The following is a 15,807-nucleotide window of genomic DNA, read 5'->3' as shown; positions in this document are numbered from 1 at the left end:
ACAAATCCGCTTGCAGGCGGCCTGCCGCGGCGGGACACTGGTTTCACTTTACTGTCAGGAGGCCATATGGTTACCCCGCATAGCGAGCGCAAGATCAATACCGAGGAAAAAGTCAAAAATGACGGCGTCGACCGCCTGCCGCACGAGCGCGACGAATCGCCCGACGCGCAAAACGTGCGCCCGCGCAAGATCATGCAACAGGCGGCCAGCGACCTGGAACAGGGCCTGGTCGACACGGACCGCCGCGCCCAGCCCGGCGTGGAAAAGGTCAAGCCGGCCGCGCCGCAACAGGCGCGCCCTGACGCGCAGCTGGAACCAAAGAAGGCGCGCTGAATCGAACTGTCAGGCACCGCGACTTTGCCGGCGACGCGCCGGGCGCAGCCAAGCCCTGCACCACGCATGCGCCCCCTGTGTGACACAACGAACGGAAGGGCAAGGGTGGCACGCGCATGATGGACGCTCGAACCACGCAAGGAGTACATCATGAAAAAAACAGGATCAGCCGTCTGGAGTGGCGGCCTTAAAGATGGCAAAGGGTTTATTTCCACCCAAAGCGGCGCGCTCGACAATGTAGCCTATGGTTTCAACACGCGTTTCGAGGACGGTCCCGGCAGCAATCCGGAAGAACTGATCGGCGCGGCCCATGCGGCCTGCTTCACCATGGCCCTGTCCGGCCAACTGGGCGAGGTCGGCCTGCGCGCCACGGCCCTGAAAACCACGGCCGACGTCAGCCTGGAGAAAATCGATGGCAGCTATGCCATCACGGCCGTGCACCTGACCCTCGTGGCCACCATTCCCGGCGCCACGGAAGAAGCCTTCCAGGACGCGGCCCTGCGCGCCAAGCTCGGTTGCCCCGTGTCCAAATTGCTGGCCACGGAAATCACTCTGGATGCCCATCTGGAGTAATCATGTCACCGTCCGCCGCCCCTGTTGCAGCGGGCGGCAGGGGCGGTCTCGGCAAGAAAGCCGTAAAACGCATAAAATCCTGCCATTCCCCTATCATCATCAAGGATTTACGATGCGTATTTTGCACACCATGTTACGGGTCGGCGACCTGCAGCGCTCCATCGATTTTTACACCAAGGTCCTGGGCATGACGCTGCTGCGCACCAGCGACAATCCGGAATACCAGTACACCCTGGCCTTCGTCGGCTATGGCTCGAATCCCGACCACGCGGAACTGGAACTGACGTATAACTATGGCGCCACCAGCTACGAGCTGGGCACGGCGTATGGCCACATCGCCATTTCGGCCGACGACATCGTCGCCGCATGCGACGCGGCGCGCGCGAATGGCGGCAACGTCACGCGCGAACCGGGTCCCGTGAAAGGCGGCAACACGGTCATCGCCTTCATCACCGATCCCGACGGCTACAAGATCGAATTGATCGAGCGCAAGTTCGACGGCCAGGGCGGCGGCCTGTAATACCTCAGCCTGGTTCGGCGGCCTGTGCAATGGCCGCGCGCAGCCAGGCAATCCCCGCATCGCCGTCCGTGCGGCGATGCCGTATCGCTTCAAACGCAAACGGCGCGATGGCAAACGGCGCAGCGTACTGCGCCAGCCCCTGCGCGGCACTGCCCTGCAAGGCGCGCCGCGCCACCGTCAGGATCAAGCCCGTCCCCCTCACGACATCCGGTGCCACCGTCCAGTACGGCACACGCACGGCGATGCGGCGCGCCTGGCCCAGCTGGGCCAGGGCCGCATCGACTTCGGCCGCCATGCCGCCCTCGCTGGACGCCACCAGCACATGCGGGCGCGCCAGATAGGTTTCCAGGCTCAACGTTTCACCGTACGCCAGGCTGGCCGGGTCGAGCGCACACACGAACGTTTCCTCGAATAAGGTTTCCCTATGTAACTGCTCGGGCAATTGCGGGAACACGCCCAGCGCCAGGTCGATCTCGCCATCCTGCACGCCAGCGATCACGGCCGGGCGGCTGGCATAGCTGATGGCCAGGTCGATGCCGGGCGCTTCCACGCGCAAGCGGCGCAACAAACGGGGCAAGATCAGCGCCGCGCCGTAATCCGACATGGCCAGGCGAAACACGCGCTGCGCCGTGGCCGCCTCGAAGACGGCGCCGCCCAGCACGGAACGCACGCTTTGCAGCGCTTCGGCCAGCGGCCGTGCCAGCTCCAGGGCGCGCGCCGTCGGCTGGAAACCGCCCTTGCCGCGCAGCAGCAACGGATCGTCGAGCAGATGGCGCAAGCGGGCCAGCGCATGGCTGACGGCAGGCTGGCTCATATGCAAGCGCTCCGCCGCGCGCGACAAATGGCGCTCGCTGAGCAGCGCTTCCAGGATCACCAGCAAGTTCAAATCAACAGCGCGCAGATTATTCATTTGGTGCATAGTTGGATGACAAACTACGAATTGGATTTAATCATGACAGCATAATACGATGATTCCATCAACTCAAAGTGATGGAGTCACACATGCATGGATGGATCACCGTATTTGCCCCGCTGGCCATGCTGGCCGGCGCCGTCGTCCCCTTCCAGGCGGGCGCGAATGCCGCGCTGGGCCGCAATCTGGGCCACCCGCTGTGGGCCACGCTCGCCTCGCTGGCCGTCAGCGCCGTGCTCGCCTCACTGGTGATGCTGGTCTGGCGGGTACCGGCGCCCGATGTCGGTCTCGCCATGCGGGGACCGGGCTGGTCCTGGCTGGGTGGCGCGGCCGGCGTGTTTTACATTACGGCCGCGCTGATGCTGGCGCCGCGCATGGGTTCCGGCCCCTTCATGGCGGCCGTCATCGGCGGGCAAATGCTGGCCGCGCTGGCCATCGACCGCTACGGCTTGCTGGGCTTTGCCGTCAAACATATTTCTCCGCTGCATTGGGCCGGTGCGGGACTGGTGGTGGCGGGCGTGATTCTGACGCAATTGGCCAATACACGCACCGTGTGAAAACACGTCAAGACGAAAAAAAACCAGCGCCGTTGCCGGGGCTGGTTTTCATTCAGGGCAAGACCGCGCTTACTTGTCGAGCAAGGCGTTGACAGGCATCAAATCCGTTTCCTTCAGGGTGCCAGCGGCCGCCTTCAGGCGCAAGCCGTTCATGATGGTGTCGTAGCGGGCTTTCGACAGGTCTTTTTGCGTCGAGAACAATTGTTTCTGCGCATTCAACACGTCGATATTGATACGTACGCCCACTTGATAGCCGAGCTGGTTCGACTCCAGTGCCGACTTGCTCGACACTTCCGCCGCTTCCAGCGCCTTGACTTGCGCCAGCCCGCTGTTGACGCCGAGGAAAGCCTGGCGCGCGCCTTGCGAGGCCGTGCGGCGTGCCGTTTCCAGGTCATTGCGGGCCTTGTTTTCCAGCGCGATCGATTCGCGCACCTTGCTGGTGACGGCAAAGCCGCTGAAGATCGGGATGCTCCACTGCACGCCGATGGCATTGTTGTTATTGCCGTTGCCGTTGCCGCCACCCGAGGAATAGGTATGGCCCGTGTTGGCGATCAGGTCCAGGGTCGGGTAGTGGCCGGCGCGGTTGCGGCCGATGTCGCGCTTGGCCGATTCCACATTGAACTGGGCCGTGACGACGCTGTAATTCTGCTCTTCGGCGGATGACACCCACGGCTCGACGGCGGCCGGTTCCGGCGCGCTGATGACGACGCCCGCGCGCATCGGCGCCAGGGTGGTCGGCGCTTCGCCGATGATGGTTTGCAAGGCGCTGCGCTTGTTGGCCAGGTCATTGATGGCGGCAAATTCCTGCGCCACCACCAGATCGTAGGCCGCCTGCGCTTCGTGCGTGTCGGTAATCGTTTGCGTGCCGACTTCGAAGTTGCGCTTGGCCGATGCCAGCTGCTCCGTCGTGGCGACCTTTTGCGCCTGCGTGGCGCCCAGGTTGTCCTGCGCGCTCAGCACGTCGAAATACGCCTGCGCCACGCGGGTGATCAGATCTTGCTGGACTTGTGCAAATTGCGCTTCCGCAATCGCTTGCGCCAGCTTGCTTTGCTGATAGGTTTCCCAACGGTCCCAGCGGAACAGCGGCTGCGTCAGGGTCAGGTTGTAGCTATTCGTACGCATGTTCACGGACGGCGAGGTGATCTTGTTGCCGCCATTGTTCTGGACGATCTGCTCGGTATTGCCGCGCGTGTTCGTTCCCGACGCGGCAACTTGCGGCAGCAAGCCGGCCAGCCCCTGCGGAACCCGCTCCATCCCGGCCGACAGGGCCGCACGCGCGCTGGCATACTGCGCGTCATTGGCCAGCGCCTGCTGGTACACCTGGATGAGATCGGCCGCCTGCGCTTGCAGCGAGTATGTCATCGAGACAAAGGCGCTGGTCATCAGCACGGCGATAAGGGGTTTCCGCATTGCATTTCTCCGTTGGAGTCGTCAAAAGTTGATGGAATCAAAAATCTGCTACCGCTTGCCCTGCGCCCGCCGGGTGAGCGGGGTACAGGCCTCCGCAGGCATGCAGGAAAACATGCCTGGGTGCATCTACTGCAAAATAACTTAGTATTTAGGCATTGCGCTGTCGACTTGCAGCGCCCAGGCATGCACGCCGCCCGTCAAATTACTGATCTTGCCAAAACCATTGCGCTCCAGGAAGGCCGCCACTTGCATGCTGCGCATGCCGTGATGGCAAATGCAAACGATCTCGGCGTCTTCATCGAGGTCATCGATGCGCGCAGGAATCGAATTCATCTGCATCAGGGTGGCCCCGTCGAGGTGGCACAGGTCGAACTCCCACTGTTCCCGCACATCCAGCAACAGCGGACGCGGGCGGGAAGGGTCAGCCAGCCAGGCGGCCAGCTGCGGTGCACTCAAATGCTCCATCGAATCGGTCGCCTCAGAACTGGAAATGCGACGGTGCCACGGCTTGCAGCGGCGTGACATTGGTTTCAAACAGCTTGCGCGTGTCGTAAGCCTTGTCCGAGCTGCGCGTGATCAAATGCGCCGACATGATCGGCGCTTCGCCGATGATGGCCAGGATGCGGCCGCCGACTTTCACTTGTTGCAACAGTGCTTCCGGCAACACGGCCAGGGCGCCGGACACGACGATCACGTCGTACGGTGCGCCCTTGCTCCAGCCTTGCGCGCCGTCGCCCAGTTCCACGGTGACGTTCGTCACGCCGTTGGCGGCCAGGGTCTGCTCGGCCAGGGTTTTCAATTGGGGAACGATTTCCACGCTCGTCACATGACGTGCCTTGTGCGCCAGCAAAGCGGCCATGTAGCCGCTGCCGGTGCCGATTTCCAGCACATTTTCATGCTTTTTGACGGCTACGTCTTGCAAAATGCGCGCTTCCAGCTTCGGCGTCAACATGCATTCGCCGCCGCCCAGTGGAATTTCGGTATCGACGAAGGCCAGGTTTTTATAGGCGGCCGGCACGAAATCTTCACGCTTGACCACGTTCAACAGCTCCAATACGTCGATATCCAGTACGTCCCATGGACGGATCTGCTGTTCGATCATATTGAAGCGGGCTTGTTCGATATTCATCTTTGGACTCGGTAAGTGAAGTAATAATCCGCCATTTTATCGTTGAACTGGCTGAAAGCACATGTTAACCATAAAGGCGGGGAATGGAGGAAATTTGCGACGATCTGCAGATTTGGGGGGGCGAACCTTGGAAAGGGGCAACTGAACGGTAGAGGCAAGCTCCGCATGTCAACTTTTCCCGGGCGCCTCCACCTGCAGGCTGCGCAAACTCATGTCGATAAAGGCATCCATGTAGGCGATCGGATCGATGTTCTTGACCTCGCACGGCAGGAAGGAGTGCGTCCACATCATCAGCATGGTGACGGGGGCGCTGAGAATGGTGCTGACCAGCACGGGATCAACCTGGCGGAATTCGCCGCGCTGCATGCCCCGCTCGAGCAGGCTGACGATCAGCCCATTGCCGCGCGTGACGACTTCTTCGTTGTAAAACTGCGCCAGCTCCGGGAAATTGTTCGCTTCGGCCAGCATCAGCTTGGTCAAACCGGCCAGCTTGGTGGCGCCGAACTCTTCCCACCATTGCATCATCACCTTGCGCAACAACTCGGCGCTGCTGCTGTCCGAGGCGGCCATGCTGTCTTCCGCCTCGCCGATCGACTGCACGATATTGTCGCGCACCACGGCCTTGAACAGCTCTTGCTTGTTCTCAAAGTACAGGTACAGCGTGCCTTTCGACACGCCGGCCCGCTTGGCCACATCCTCCAGGCGCGTCGATGCGAAGCCCCGTTCGACAAACAGGTCGAGGGCGGCGGCGAGCAATTCCTGCGGGCGGGCATCCTTGCGCCGCTCCCAGCGGGGCTTGGTATCAATCGGGGCTTGCATGTGTCTTTCCAAGTAACTTACTTTTGAGTCATTAATGGTAGACCGGTCTGCCGTCAAGGTCAAGCGCGGGCCACTGGCGCGACGCGGGGCACCGCTCGGCACGCCGAGCAGGGGTATTGTACGCTCCGTGCGGGCGCTGGCGACAGCTCCTCTGGCACCGGACCTGTGGCGCCGGGTGAACCAGAATGCGTTTCAGGCCCCGTTTTGCGCAGTTCATCGCATTTCCACTCAGCAAGCGTGTCGGATTTGCTACCTTGCTATCGACAGCACGGCAGCCGCAGCGCGGCAGCCGGCTTTTTTCTTGTCCTGAACTAAGCAAGTACGCATAAATTCTTGGTACTTACTTAAAACAATCATAAAGGAAACACCATGCGTACCTTGCTGGCCCTGTGCTGTGCCGTTGCTCTTGGCGGTTGCGCCATCGTCATCAACCCCAACGATGGCGAAGTGCGCTATGCCGATTCAAGCGGCAATGCCATACAGGGCAACGGGCAAGTGAGCCGCGACGTGCGCCAGGTCAGCAACATCAGCGCGCTCGACATCGACAACATGAAGCGCATCGACATCAAGATCGACGTGCGCGTCGGCCCGACGGCATCACTGGTGATCGAAGCGGACAGCAATCTGCAGCCGCAGATCCACAGCGACGTGAGCGGCAATACCCTGCGCCTCTGGAGCGATACGAACATTCGCAGCAGCAATGGCATCCACGTCATCTATACGACGCCGCAATTGAAGAAAATCAATATCTCCGGCTCGGGCCGCCTGGTGGTCAGCGGCCTCAATGGCGACGATTTCAGCCTGGAGCAGCGCGGATCGATGAAGAGCGAACTGTCAGGCACGGTGGGACGCTTCGACGTGGCCAACAATGGCTCGGGCAGCATCAATGCGGCGGCCCTCTCCAGCGGCAACACGGACGCGGTGCAGAACGGTTCAGGCAACATCCAGTTGGGCAGCGTGCGCGGCGAGCGCATCAACGTGGCCGTCAACGGCTCGGGCAGCATCAGCGCCAACGGCGTCGTGCAGCGCCTCGACGCCAACGTGAATGGCTCGGGCGATGTCAACCTGGCGGCCCTGCGCAGCGATGTTGCCTATCTGGCGAGCAACGGTTCCGGCGACATCGACGTCACCGTCGAGAATGAAGTCAACGCCCGCGCCAGCGGTTCCGGCCGCATCACCGTGCATGGCGACCCGGCCCGCCGCACTTTGTCGGGCAAGCGCGTCAGCATCGTGCGCTAAACGCGCCCTGGCGACGCATGGGAGCCGGCTTGCTATACTGTCGGCTCCTCACCCGTTCGCCTGAAATCCCATGTCACCATCTGCCACCCTGGCATGCCGTCCCTCGTGCGGCGCCTGCTGCACCGCACCGTCCATCACCAGCCCGATCCCCGGCATGCCGGAGGGAAAACCGGCGGGCGTGCGCTGCGTGCAACTGGCCGATGACAACCGTTGCAAGATCTTTGGCCAGCCGGCACGGCCCGCGTTTTGCGGCGGCTTGCAGCCATCGGCAGAGATGTGCGGCGACAGCCGCGAACACGCGGTGCACTGGCTGGCCGAGCTGGAACGGCTGACGGCGCCCTGAACGGCGCGATGACGGCTGACAGATAACTGTTGACCGCATTTGCACGTTTGCGTATATTTATGCACATTCCTGCACGTTTATAAGCTCACCATGTCCGCCACCCTGCTCCTCAAACAACGCCACGCGCTGATCCAGCAACAATTGCATGCCGATGGACGCGTGCTGGCGCTGGACCTGGCACGCCAGCTTGATGTTTCCGAAGATACGATACGGCGCGATTTGCGCGAAATGGCGGCTGCCGGCCTGTGCCAGCGCGTGTATGGCGGTGCCCTGCCGCTGGCGCCGGACGGCGGCACCTTGAGCCAGCGCAAACAGGAGGCGCCGGAACGCAAGGCGCGCCTGGCGCAGGCGGCCGCGTCCCTCGTGCGCGCGGGTCAGGTGCTGTTTCTCGATGCGGGTTCGACCAACCTGGCCATCGCCAGCGCCTTGCCAGAGTTGGCGCTCACTGTCATCACCAATGCGCCGGCCATTGCCATGGCCATGATGGAACGTCCGGAAATCGAACTGATCATGGCTGGCGGCCGGGTCGACCGCCGCGCCGGCGCCAGCCTGGGGCCGCAGGCGCTGCGCACCGTCGAGCGCATGCATCCCGACCTGTGTTTCCTCGGCGCTTGCGGCGCCGATGCGGACGCGGGCGTGACGGCGTTCAACTACGATGAAGCCGAGTTCAAGCGCAGCATTGCCGGCGCCAGCAAGGCGGTGGTAGTGGCCGTCACCAGCGACAAGCTGGGCACGGCCGCACCGTTCGGCGTGCTGGCCACGGGCTTGCTGCAGCACCTGGTGCTGGAAGCCGATGCCGACGCTGTCCACATCGCCGCCTTTGAACGGCTGGGCGTGCAAGTGCTGCGCGCCCGCGCCTGATTTTATCCACCCCGACCTTTGAAAAGTTCCATCATGCATCTCACCGGCACCCTGCAACAACGCGCCACGCGCCTGGTCTTCTTCGCCGCCGGCCTCGGCATGGCCGCCTGGGCACCTCTGGTCCCCTACGCCAAGTCGCGCCTGGGCCTCGATGAAGCGACTCTCGGCATTTTGCTGCTGTGCCTGGGCGCCGGCTCGCTGTGCGCGATGCCGTTTACGGGCATGCTCACGGCACGCTTCGGCTGCCGCAAGGTCATTGCCGGCGCCGGCCTGCTGCTGACCGCCATCCTGCCCGGCCTGGCGCTGGCCGCCACGCCGCTGCAACTGGGCCTGGTGCTGCTGGTGTTCGGCGCGGCCATGGGCACCTTCGACGTGGCCATCAATATCCAGGCCGTGATCATCGAAAAAGCCAACGGCGGCGCCATGATGTCGGGCTTTCATGCGCTGTTCAGCGTGGGCGGCTTCGCCGGCGCGGCCTGCATGGCCCTGCTGCTGTGGCTGGGCCTGACGCCGGCCTGGTCCTGCGTGGTGGTGATGCTGCTGCTGTGCGGCGTGCTGGGCGCAGCGCAAGGCCATCTGCTGCCGACGGCCTCCGCCTCCGGCGAAAAGACACCGCTGTTCGTCATGCCGCACGGCGCCGTCATTTTCATTGGCCTGTTGTGCTTTATCGTCTTCCTGGCCGAAGGCGCCATCCTCGACTGGAGCGCCCTGTTCCTCACCACCACGCGCGGCGTGGAAGAAGCCAAGGGCGGCCTCGGCTACGCCGCCTTCGCCATCGCGATGACCTTGGGCCGTTTTACGGGTGACAAGGTGGTCAGCCGCTTTGGCGGCAAGCGCGTGCTTACTTTCGGCGGCTTGTGCGCCGCCGCAGGCTTCTTCCTGGCCGTCCTGGCGCCGCACGCCAGCCTGGCCATGCTCGGCTTCGTGCTGATCGGCCTGGGCGCGGCGAACATCGTGCCCATCCTGTTCACGGCGGCGGGCAACCAGCATGCCATGCCAGCCAGCCTGGCGGTGGCGGCCATCACCACCATCGGCTACGCGGGCATCCTGGCGGGCCCGGCCGTGATAGGTTTCGTGGCCCACGCCACCAGCCTGAATATCGCTTTCGCCATGCTGGGCGCCGCCTTGCTACTGGTGGCGGCCAGCGCGCGCCTGGTGGCGCCAGCAAAACAGGCTTCCTGAAGCCTCCCCTCGCCTGGCGGCCAGCGGCAAAAAACCGCTGTCCGCCAGCGCCCAAATCGGCTAGCCGGGCCTGCGGCATGGTAAGCTTCGACCCCGCGCACATTGCTGGCGCCACGCGGTCACCCCATCCTGTCACTTATACCCGTACTTATACCCTTTTATACATCTATGGATCTCATTCTTGCGTTAAAAGCCATCATCATGGGGCTGGTCGAAGGTTTTACCGAATTCTTGCCGATTTCTTCCACGGGTCACCTGATCCTGGCCGGCAGCCTGCTCGACTTTACCAAGGATGTCTCGAAAGAGGTCATGGATGTCTTCGAGATCGCCATCCAGGCCGGCGCCATCCTGGCCGTGTGCTGGGAATACCGCCAGCGCATCGGCAGCGTGCTGACCACCTTCGGCAGCGAAGCCAAATCGCGCAAATTCGTGCTGAACGTGGCCATCGCCTTCCTGCCCCTGGCCATCATCGGCCTGGCCATCGGCAAGATGATCAAGCATGCGCTGTTCAAGCCAGTACCGGTGGCCATGGCCTTCATCATCGGCGGCATCGTGATCTTGCTGGTGGAGCGCCGCGCGCGCACCAATCCCGTCACCGTGCGCGTCAACTCGGTCGATGAAATGACGCCGTTCGACGCCCTGAAAGTGGGCTGCGCGCAGGCGTTCGCGCTGATCCCCGGCACCAGCCGCTCCGGCTCGACCATCATCGGCGGCATGCTGCTGGGCCTGTCGCGCAAGACGGCCACCGAATTCTCGTTCTTCCTGGCCATCCCGACCCTGCTGGCGGCCACCTTCTACTCGCTGTACAAAGCGCGCGACATCCTGTCGGCCACCGACGTGCCCCTGTTCGGCCTGGGCACCGTGGCCGCCTTCATCTCCGCCTTCCTGTGCGTGCGCTGGCTGCTGCGCTATATCAGCTCGCACGACTTCACGTTTTTTGCCTGGTACCGCATTGTGTTCGGCTTGCTGGTGTTGGCCAGCGCCCACTACGGCTGGGTTGTTTGGGCAGAATAAGGCACTATGAATCAAGATCTTAACCAGCGCGCGCTGCACCTGCTGCAAACCGTCTTCGGCTACCCGGCCTTCCGCGGCCAGCAAGCCGATATCGTCGACCACGTCAGCCATGGCGGCGACGCGCTGGTGCTGATGCCCACGGGCGGCGGCAAGTCGCTGTGCTACCAGATTCCCGCGCTGCTGCGCGATGGCGTCGGCGTCGTCGTCTCGCCATTGATCGCGCTGATGCAGGACCAGGTGGACGCGCTGGAGGAAGTCGGCGTGCGCGCCGCCTTCCTCAATTCCACGCAAACCTACGAAGAAGCGAGCCGCATCGAACGCCTGGTGCGCACGGGCGGCATCGACGTCGTCTACGTGGCGCCCGAGCGCCTGATGACGCAGCGTTGCCTGGACCTGTTCCAGGCCTCGAAGATCTCCCTGTTCGCCATCGACGAGGCGCATTGCGTGGCCCAATGGGGTCACGACTTCCGTCCCGAATACATCAAGCTGTCGGTGCTGCACGAGCAGTTTCCCGACGTGCCACGCATCGCGCTCACGGCCACGGCCGACCCGCAGACACGCGCCGAAATCGCCCTGCGTCTGCAGCTGGAAGACGCGCGCCAGTTCGTCTCGTCCTTCGACCGCCCGAACATCCGCTACCAGATCGTGGAAAAGGCAAATGGCCGCAAGCAGCTGCTCGACTTCATCAACACGGAACACACGGGCGACTGCGGCATCGTCTACTGCCTGTCGCGCAAAAAGGTCGAAGAGACGGCGGAATTTCTGAACCAGAGCGGCATCCGCGCCCTGCCGTATCACGCCGGCATGGAGTACGCCAAGCGCAGCGCCAACCAGGCGCGCTTCCTGCGCGAAGAAAACATCGTCATGGTCGCCACCATCGCCTTCGGCATGGGTATCGACAAGCCCGACGTGCGCTTCGTCGCCCACCTGGATCTGCCGAAAAGCATCGAGGGCTATTACCAGGAAACGGGGCGCGCGGGCCGCGACGGCATGGCCGCCAACGCCTGGATGGCCTACGGCTTGCAGGACGTGGTGCTGCAGCGGCGCATGATCGATGAATCGGAAGCGGACGACACCTTCAAGCGCGTGCTGGGTGTCAAACTCGACGCCATGCTGGGCCTGTGCGAAACGCTCAGCTGCCGCCGCATGCGCCTGCTCGAATACTTCGGCGAACCGGCTTCGCCGTGCGGCAATTGCGACACCTGTCTGGTGCCGCCTGTATCGTTCGACGGCACGGTGCCGGTGCAAAAACTGCTGTCGGCCATCTACCGCGTGGACCAGCGCTTCGCCGGCGGCCACGTGATCGACGTGCTGCGTGGCGTGGAATCGGAACGCATCAAGACGTGGCACCACGATTCCCTGTCCGTCTTCGGCATCGGCTCGGACCTGGGAGAGGCGGAATGGAAAGCTATCCTGCGCCAGGCCATCGCCCTGGGCCTCGTCTCGGTCGACCATGAACAATACAGCTCGCTGAAACTGACGGACGCCTCGCGCCCCGTGCTCAAGGGCGGCCAGAAGGTGCAGCTGCGCCAGTACCAGAAACCGGTGAAAACCAGCAAGCGCAGCACCAGCGTGGCGAAGGGCTATGTCGAGACGGATCTGTCCACCAGCGAGCAGGCGATCTTCGACAAGCTGCGCTGGTGGCGCGTGGAGACGGCGCGCACGCACAACGTGCCCGCCTACGTGATTTTTGTCGACGCCACCCTGCGCGAAATCGCCAAGGCCAAGCCTACCTCGCTGGAGCAGATGCGCGGCGTGAGCGGCGTGGGCGAGAAAAAACTGGCCTCGTACGGCGACGAAATCGTCGCCATGATCCTGGAGATGATTTGATGGAAGATTTGATGGAAGCACTCTCGTCCGACCTGATTTATCAGGCTGTGAAAATCCTCGGCGCCCAGCCTGACGCCGAAGATGCGGTGGAAGCGCAAGTACGCGCCCTGGTGCAGGACGACCTCACCGTGCGCCGCCTGGCCGACGTGGTGCCGGAAGCCTTCGGCCTGGTACTGGCGTCGCACCTTCCCGGCGCCGAAAACATGACCTTGCCCGATACTTTCTGCGCGCAGGACGACGACGGCGAATGGGTGGAGTTCCCCCTGCGCCGCGAGCCGATCTTTGTCGTCGCCGCGGACATCGCCCAGCACACTTTCCACAACGGCCCGCGCGCGCTGATACAAAACCTGGCCGACCGCAGCTCCCTGCTGGCGGCCATCAACAAGGCCCTGAACGCGGGCGGCTCGCTCGATGGCACGACCCTGGGCCCGCCATCCTTCTTCGGCCTGCCCGCTGCGCTGTACCAGCCGGCGGCATCGCCCGAGACACCCTGACCACTTCACCTTGCCCCTGCCCTTGATAAGAGAACGCTGCCGCGATGGAAACCAAATGGCTGGAAGACTTCATCTCGCTCGCTGAAACGCATAATTTCAGCCGTTCCGCGGCCCTGCGCCACGTCACCCAGCCGGCCTTCTCGCGGCGCATCCAGTCGCTGGAAAACTGGCTCGGCATCGACCTGGTCGACCGCACCTCATACCCCACGCGCTTGACGCCGGCCGGCGCCGTGTTCTACGAGCAGGCACTGGAAATGCTGGGGCAGATCAACGGCGTGCGCGCCCTGTTGCGCGGCAAGCGGGCGGCCACGCAAACAAGCGTCGATTTCGCCGTGCCGCATACCCTGTCGCTGACCTTCATGCCGAAATGGCTGACGGCGCTGGAAGAAGGTTTTGCGCCGATCAACAGCCGCCTGATGGCGCTGAACGTGCACGACGCCGTGCTGCAGCTGGTCGACGGCGGCTGCGACCTGCTGCTGTGCTATCACCATCCGCGCCAGCCGGTGCAGCTCGATCCGGGCCGCTACGACATGCTGGTGATGGGCCGCGAAACCCTGCGCGCGTATGCGCGCTGCGGCCAGGACAAGGTGCCCGACTTCGTCCTGCCGGGCAGCGCCAAGGAGCCGCTGCCCTTCCTCTCCTACACCAGCAATGCCTACCTGGGGCGCATGGTGGAACTGCTGGTGGCCGACGCCAAGGCGCCCCTGTTCCTGGAAACCTGCTACGAAACGGACATGGCCGAAGGCCTCAAAATGATGGCGCTGGAGGGACGCGGCATTGCCTTCCTGCCCGAATCGGCCGTCATGCGCGACGTCAAATACAAGCATCTGGCACGCGCCGACGGCGGTGCACCAGGTTGGGAAATCGAGCTGGAAATCCGTTTGTACCGCGAGCGCCCGTCCAGCCTGCGCCCTGGCAAGCAGATCGTCGAAAGCCTGTGGCAGTACCTGGTGCAGGCGCAGGAAAGCGCCGCGCGCAGCGGAAAAAAACGCCGGAGCGCGGCTGTCACCACAAGTCCCTCCTGACCTCTAACTATGCAATAAATGCATAACCGGATGCGCACAAAGCATTGGCCGGGGCATGAGGCTATCGCCTACGATGCGGTTCCGCTGCGCGCAGCTGCATCTCGGCTGTGCCTCTAACGTATTCGTATTGTCAGGAGCTTATCAAGCATGACCAGCAAGCACGCACTTCCTTCCTACCTCAATCCTGAAGACCTGGGCCCATGGGGCGTCTACCTCGAGCAGATCGACCGCGTTACGCCGTACCTGGGCAACCTGTCGCGCTGGGTGGAAACGCTGAAGCGTCCAAAGCGCATCCTGACGGTCGACGTGCCTATCGAGCGCGATGACGGCACCATTGCCCACTACGAAGGCTACCGCGTGCAGCACAATCTGTCGCGCGGCCCGGGCAAAGGCGGCGTGCGCTTCCACCAGGACGTGACCTTGTCGGAAGTGATGGCCCTGTCGGCCTGGATGACGGTCAAGAATGCAGCCGTCAACGTGCCATACGGCGGCGCCAAGGGCGGTATCCGTGTCGATCCGAAAACCCTGTCGCGCAACGAACTGCAACGCCTGACCCGCCGCTACACGAGCGAGATCAGCATGATCATCGGACCGAACAAGGATATTCCGGCGCCGGACGTCAACACGAATGAACAAGTCATGGCGTGGATGATGGACAGCTACGCCATGATCGGCGGCAATATGTCGACCGGCGTGGTAACGGGCAAGCCAATCTCGCTGGGCGGCAGCCTGGGTCGCCGCGATGCGACGGGCCGCGGCGTGTTCGTCGTCGGTTGCGATGCGGCCGCCAAGGTCGGCATGTCGCTCGAAGGCGCGAAAGTCATCGTGCAAGGTTTCGGCAACGTGGGCGGCGTCGCTGCCCGCATGTTCGCTGAAGCCGGCTCGAAAGTGGTCGCGGTACAAGACCACAAGACCACCGTCGTGCACGCCGGCGGCCTGAACATCCCGCAATTGCTGGCACACGTGGCCGAAGTGGGCAGCGTCGAAGGTTTCCCTGGCGCCGAGGCATTCGTGCCACGCGAAGATTTCTGGGGCATCGATTGCGACATCCTGATCCCGGCCGCGCTGGAACAGCAAATCACGGCTGAACGCGCACAAGTCATCCGCGCCAAGATCATCCTGGAAGGCGCCAATGGCCCGACCCTGCCGGCAGCGGACGACATCCTGACCGACCGCGGCGTGCTGATCGTGCCGGACGTGCTGGCCAATGCCGGCGGCGTGACCGTCAGCTACTTCGAGTGGGCGCAGAACTTCTCGAGCTTCTTCTGGACGGAAGAAGAAATCAACAGCCGCCTGACCCGCATCATGCGCGAAGCGTTCGATTCGGTATGGCAAGTGTCACAAGAGAAGAAAGTGTCGATGCGTACGGCTACCTTCATCCTGGCGTGCACGCGTGTTCTCCAGGCTCGCGAAGTACGCGGCTTGTATCCATAATCGCAGGCAGTTGTCCTTTGCCTGAAAAAATCCCGCTGCACAGCGATGTGCAGCGGGATTTTTTATGGGTGAAACATGTTAAATTTACAAAATAACACCATTAAAACGAGTGGGCTCCTTCAATGAATCCA

The 15,807-nt window shown here is 63.0% G+C and carries 18 protein-coding genes; 13 read left to right on the top strand and 5 right to left on the bottom strand.

The window, feature by feature from the left end:
• Positions 1 to 66 precede the first annotated feature (66 nt).
• The 3 genes from CSQ93_RS00925 (at position 67) to gloA (ending at position 1,426) form a co-directional block, all read left to right on the top strand.
• Complete coding sequence (locus tag CSQ93_RS00925; protein WP_099376341.1) at positions 67 to 333, top strand: hypothetical protein; 267 nt, start codon at positions 67 to 69, stop codon at positions 331 to 333.
• 150 nt (positions 334 to 483) lie between these two features.
• Positions 484 to 906 (top strand): OsmC family protein, encoded by a 423-nt coding sequence (locus tag CSQ93_RS00920; protein WP_099376340.1) that lies wholly within the window; start codon positions 484 to 486, stop codon positions 904 to 906.
• 112 nt (positions 907 to 1,018) lie between these two features.
• Positions 1,019 to 1,426: a lactoylglutathione lyase gene (gloA, locus tag CSQ93_RS00915; protein ID WP_099376339.1), complete on the top strand. Its 408-nt coding sequence runs from the start codon at positions 1,019 to 1,021 to the stop codon at positions 1,424 to 1,426.
• A gap of 4 nt (positions 1,427 to 1,430) precedes the next feature.
• Here gloA and CSQ93_RS00910 read toward each other — a convergent pair whose 3' ends face one another.
• Positions 1,431 to 2,336, bottom strand: a complete 906-nt coding sequence (locus tag CSQ93_RS00910; RefSeq protein WP_099376669.1) for a LysR substrate-binding domain-containing protein — start codon at positions 2,334 to 2,336, stop codon at positions 1,431 to 1,433.
• Between the two features lie 92 nt (positions 2,337 to 2,428).
• Here CSQ93_RS00910 and CSQ93_RS00905 point away from each other — a divergent pair, with 92 nt between their 5' ends.
• Positions 2,429 to 2,896, top strand: coding sequence for a DMT family transporter (locus tag CSQ93_RS00905; protein ID WP_099376338.1), 468 nt, complete (start codon positions 2,429 to 2,431; stop codon positions 2,894 to 2,896).
• Positions 2,897 to 2,965: 69 nt separating this feature from the next.
• Here CSQ93_RS00905 and CSQ93_RS00900 read toward each other — a convergent pair whose 3' ends face one another.
• From CSQ93_RS00900 to CSQ93_RS00885, 4 genes are all read right to left on the bottom strand, one after another.
• Positions 2,966 to 4,306, bottom strand: a complete 1,341-nt coding sequence (locus tag CSQ93_RS00900; protein WP_099376337.1) for a TolC family outer membrane protein — start codon at positions 4,304 to 4,306, stop codon at positions 2,966 to 2,968.
• Positions 4,307 to 4,447: 141 nt separating this feature from the next.
• Positions 4,448 to 4,771 (bottom strand): rhodanese-like domain-containing protein, encoded by a 324-nt coding sequence (locus tag CSQ93_RS00895; protein WP_034745954.1) that lies wholly within the window; start codon positions 4,769 to 4,771, stop codon positions 4,448 to 4,450.
• A 13-nt stretch (positions 4,772 to 4,784) separates the two neighbouring features.
• Positions 4,785 to 5,435 (bottom strand): protein-L-isoaspartate O-methyltransferase family protein, encoded by a 651-nt coding sequence (locus CSQ93_RS00890; RefSeq protein ID WP_034788761.1) that lies wholly within the window; start codon positions 5,433 to 5,435, stop codon positions 4,785 to 4,787.
• Between the two features lie 168 nt (positions 5,436 to 5,603).
• On the bottom strand, positions 5,604 to 6,254 hold the full coding sequence (locus CSQ93_RS00885) for a TetR/AcrR family transcriptional regulator (RefSeq protein WP_034788763.1): 651 nt from the start codon (positions 6,252 to 6,254) through the stop codon (positions 5,604 to 5,606).
• A gap of 369 nt (positions 6,255 to 6,623) precedes the next feature.
• On the opposite strand from CSQ93_RS00885, the gene CSQ93_RS00880 reads away from it, so the two are divergent.
• The 9 genes from CSQ93_RS00880 (at position 6,624) to CSQ93_RS00840 (ending at position 15,676) form a co-directional block, all read left to right on the top strand.
• A complete protein-coding gene (locus CSQ93_RS00880; protein WP_099376336.1) occupies positions 6,624 to 7,493 on the top strand; it encodes a head GIN domain-containing protein in 870 nt (289 codons plus the stop codon).
• A gap of 70 nt (positions 7,494 to 7,563) precedes the next feature.
• Entirely contained in the window at positions 7,564 to 7,836 is a 273-nt protein-coding gene (locus tag CSQ93_RS00875; RefSeq protein ID WP_099376335.1) for a YkgJ family cysteine cluster protein, read from the top strand.
• A 90-nt stretch (positions 7,837 to 7,926) separates the two neighbouring features.
• A complete protein-coding gene (locus tag CSQ93_RS00870) occupies positions 7,927 to 8,697 on the top strand; it encodes a DeoR/GlpR family DNA-binding transcription regulator (protein WP_099376334.1) in 771 nt (256 codons plus the stop codon).
• Positions 8,698 to 8,730: 33 nt separating this feature from the next.
• Positions 8,731 to 9,879 (top strand): MFS transporter, encoded by a 1,149-nt coding sequence (locus CSQ93_RS00865; protein ID WP_099376333.1) that lies wholly within the window; start codon positions 8,731 to 8,733, stop codon positions 9,877 to 9,879.
• A gap of 168 nt (positions 9,880 to 10,047) precedes the next feature.
• Positions 10,048 to 10,893, top strand: coding sequence for an undecaprenyl-diphosphate phosphatase (locus CSQ93_RS00860; protein WP_086137850.1), 846 nt, complete (start codon positions 10,048 to 10,050; stop codon positions 10,891 to 10,893).
• A gap of 6 nt (positions 10,894 to 10,899) precedes the next feature.
• Complete coding sequence (recQ, locus tag CSQ93_RS00855; RefSeq protein WP_099376332.1) at positions 10,900 to 12,723, top strand: DNA helicase RecQ; 1,824 nt, start codon at positions 10,900 to 10,902, stop codon at positions 12,721 to 12,723.
• 11 nt (positions 12,724 to 12,734) lie between these two features.
• Positions 12,735 to 13,217 (top strand): hypothetical protein, encoded by a 483-nt coding sequence (locus CSQ93_RS00850; protein WP_233515978.1) that lies wholly within the window; start codon positions 12,735 to 12,737, stop codon positions 13,215 to 13,217.
• 44 nt (positions 13,218 to 13,261) lie between these two features.
• Positions 13,262 to 14,242, top strand: a complete 981-nt coding sequence (locus CSQ93_RS00845; RefSeq protein WP_099376330.1) for a LysR family transcriptional regulator — start codon at positions 13,262 to 13,264, stop codon at positions 14,240 to 14,242.
• A gap of 147 nt (positions 14,243 to 14,389) precedes the next feature.
• Positions 14,390 to 15,676: a Glu/Leu/Phe/Val family dehydrogenase gene (locus CSQ93_RS00840; protein WP_035822630.1), complete on the top strand. Its 1,287-nt coding sequence runs from the start codon at positions 14,390 to 14,392 to the stop codon at positions 15,674 to 15,676.
• The last annotated feature ends 131 nt before the right edge of the window (positions 15,677 to 15,807 follow it).

It is taken from the genome of Janthinobacterium sp. BJB426, from assembly GCF_002735705.1.
Lineage (GTDB): Bacteria > Pseudomonadota > Gammaproteobacteria > Burkholderiales > Burkholderiaceae_D > Janthinobacterium.
Note: the sequence above shows the minus strand (reverse complement) of the source record. Positions and strands in the feature narration are given on the sequence as shown.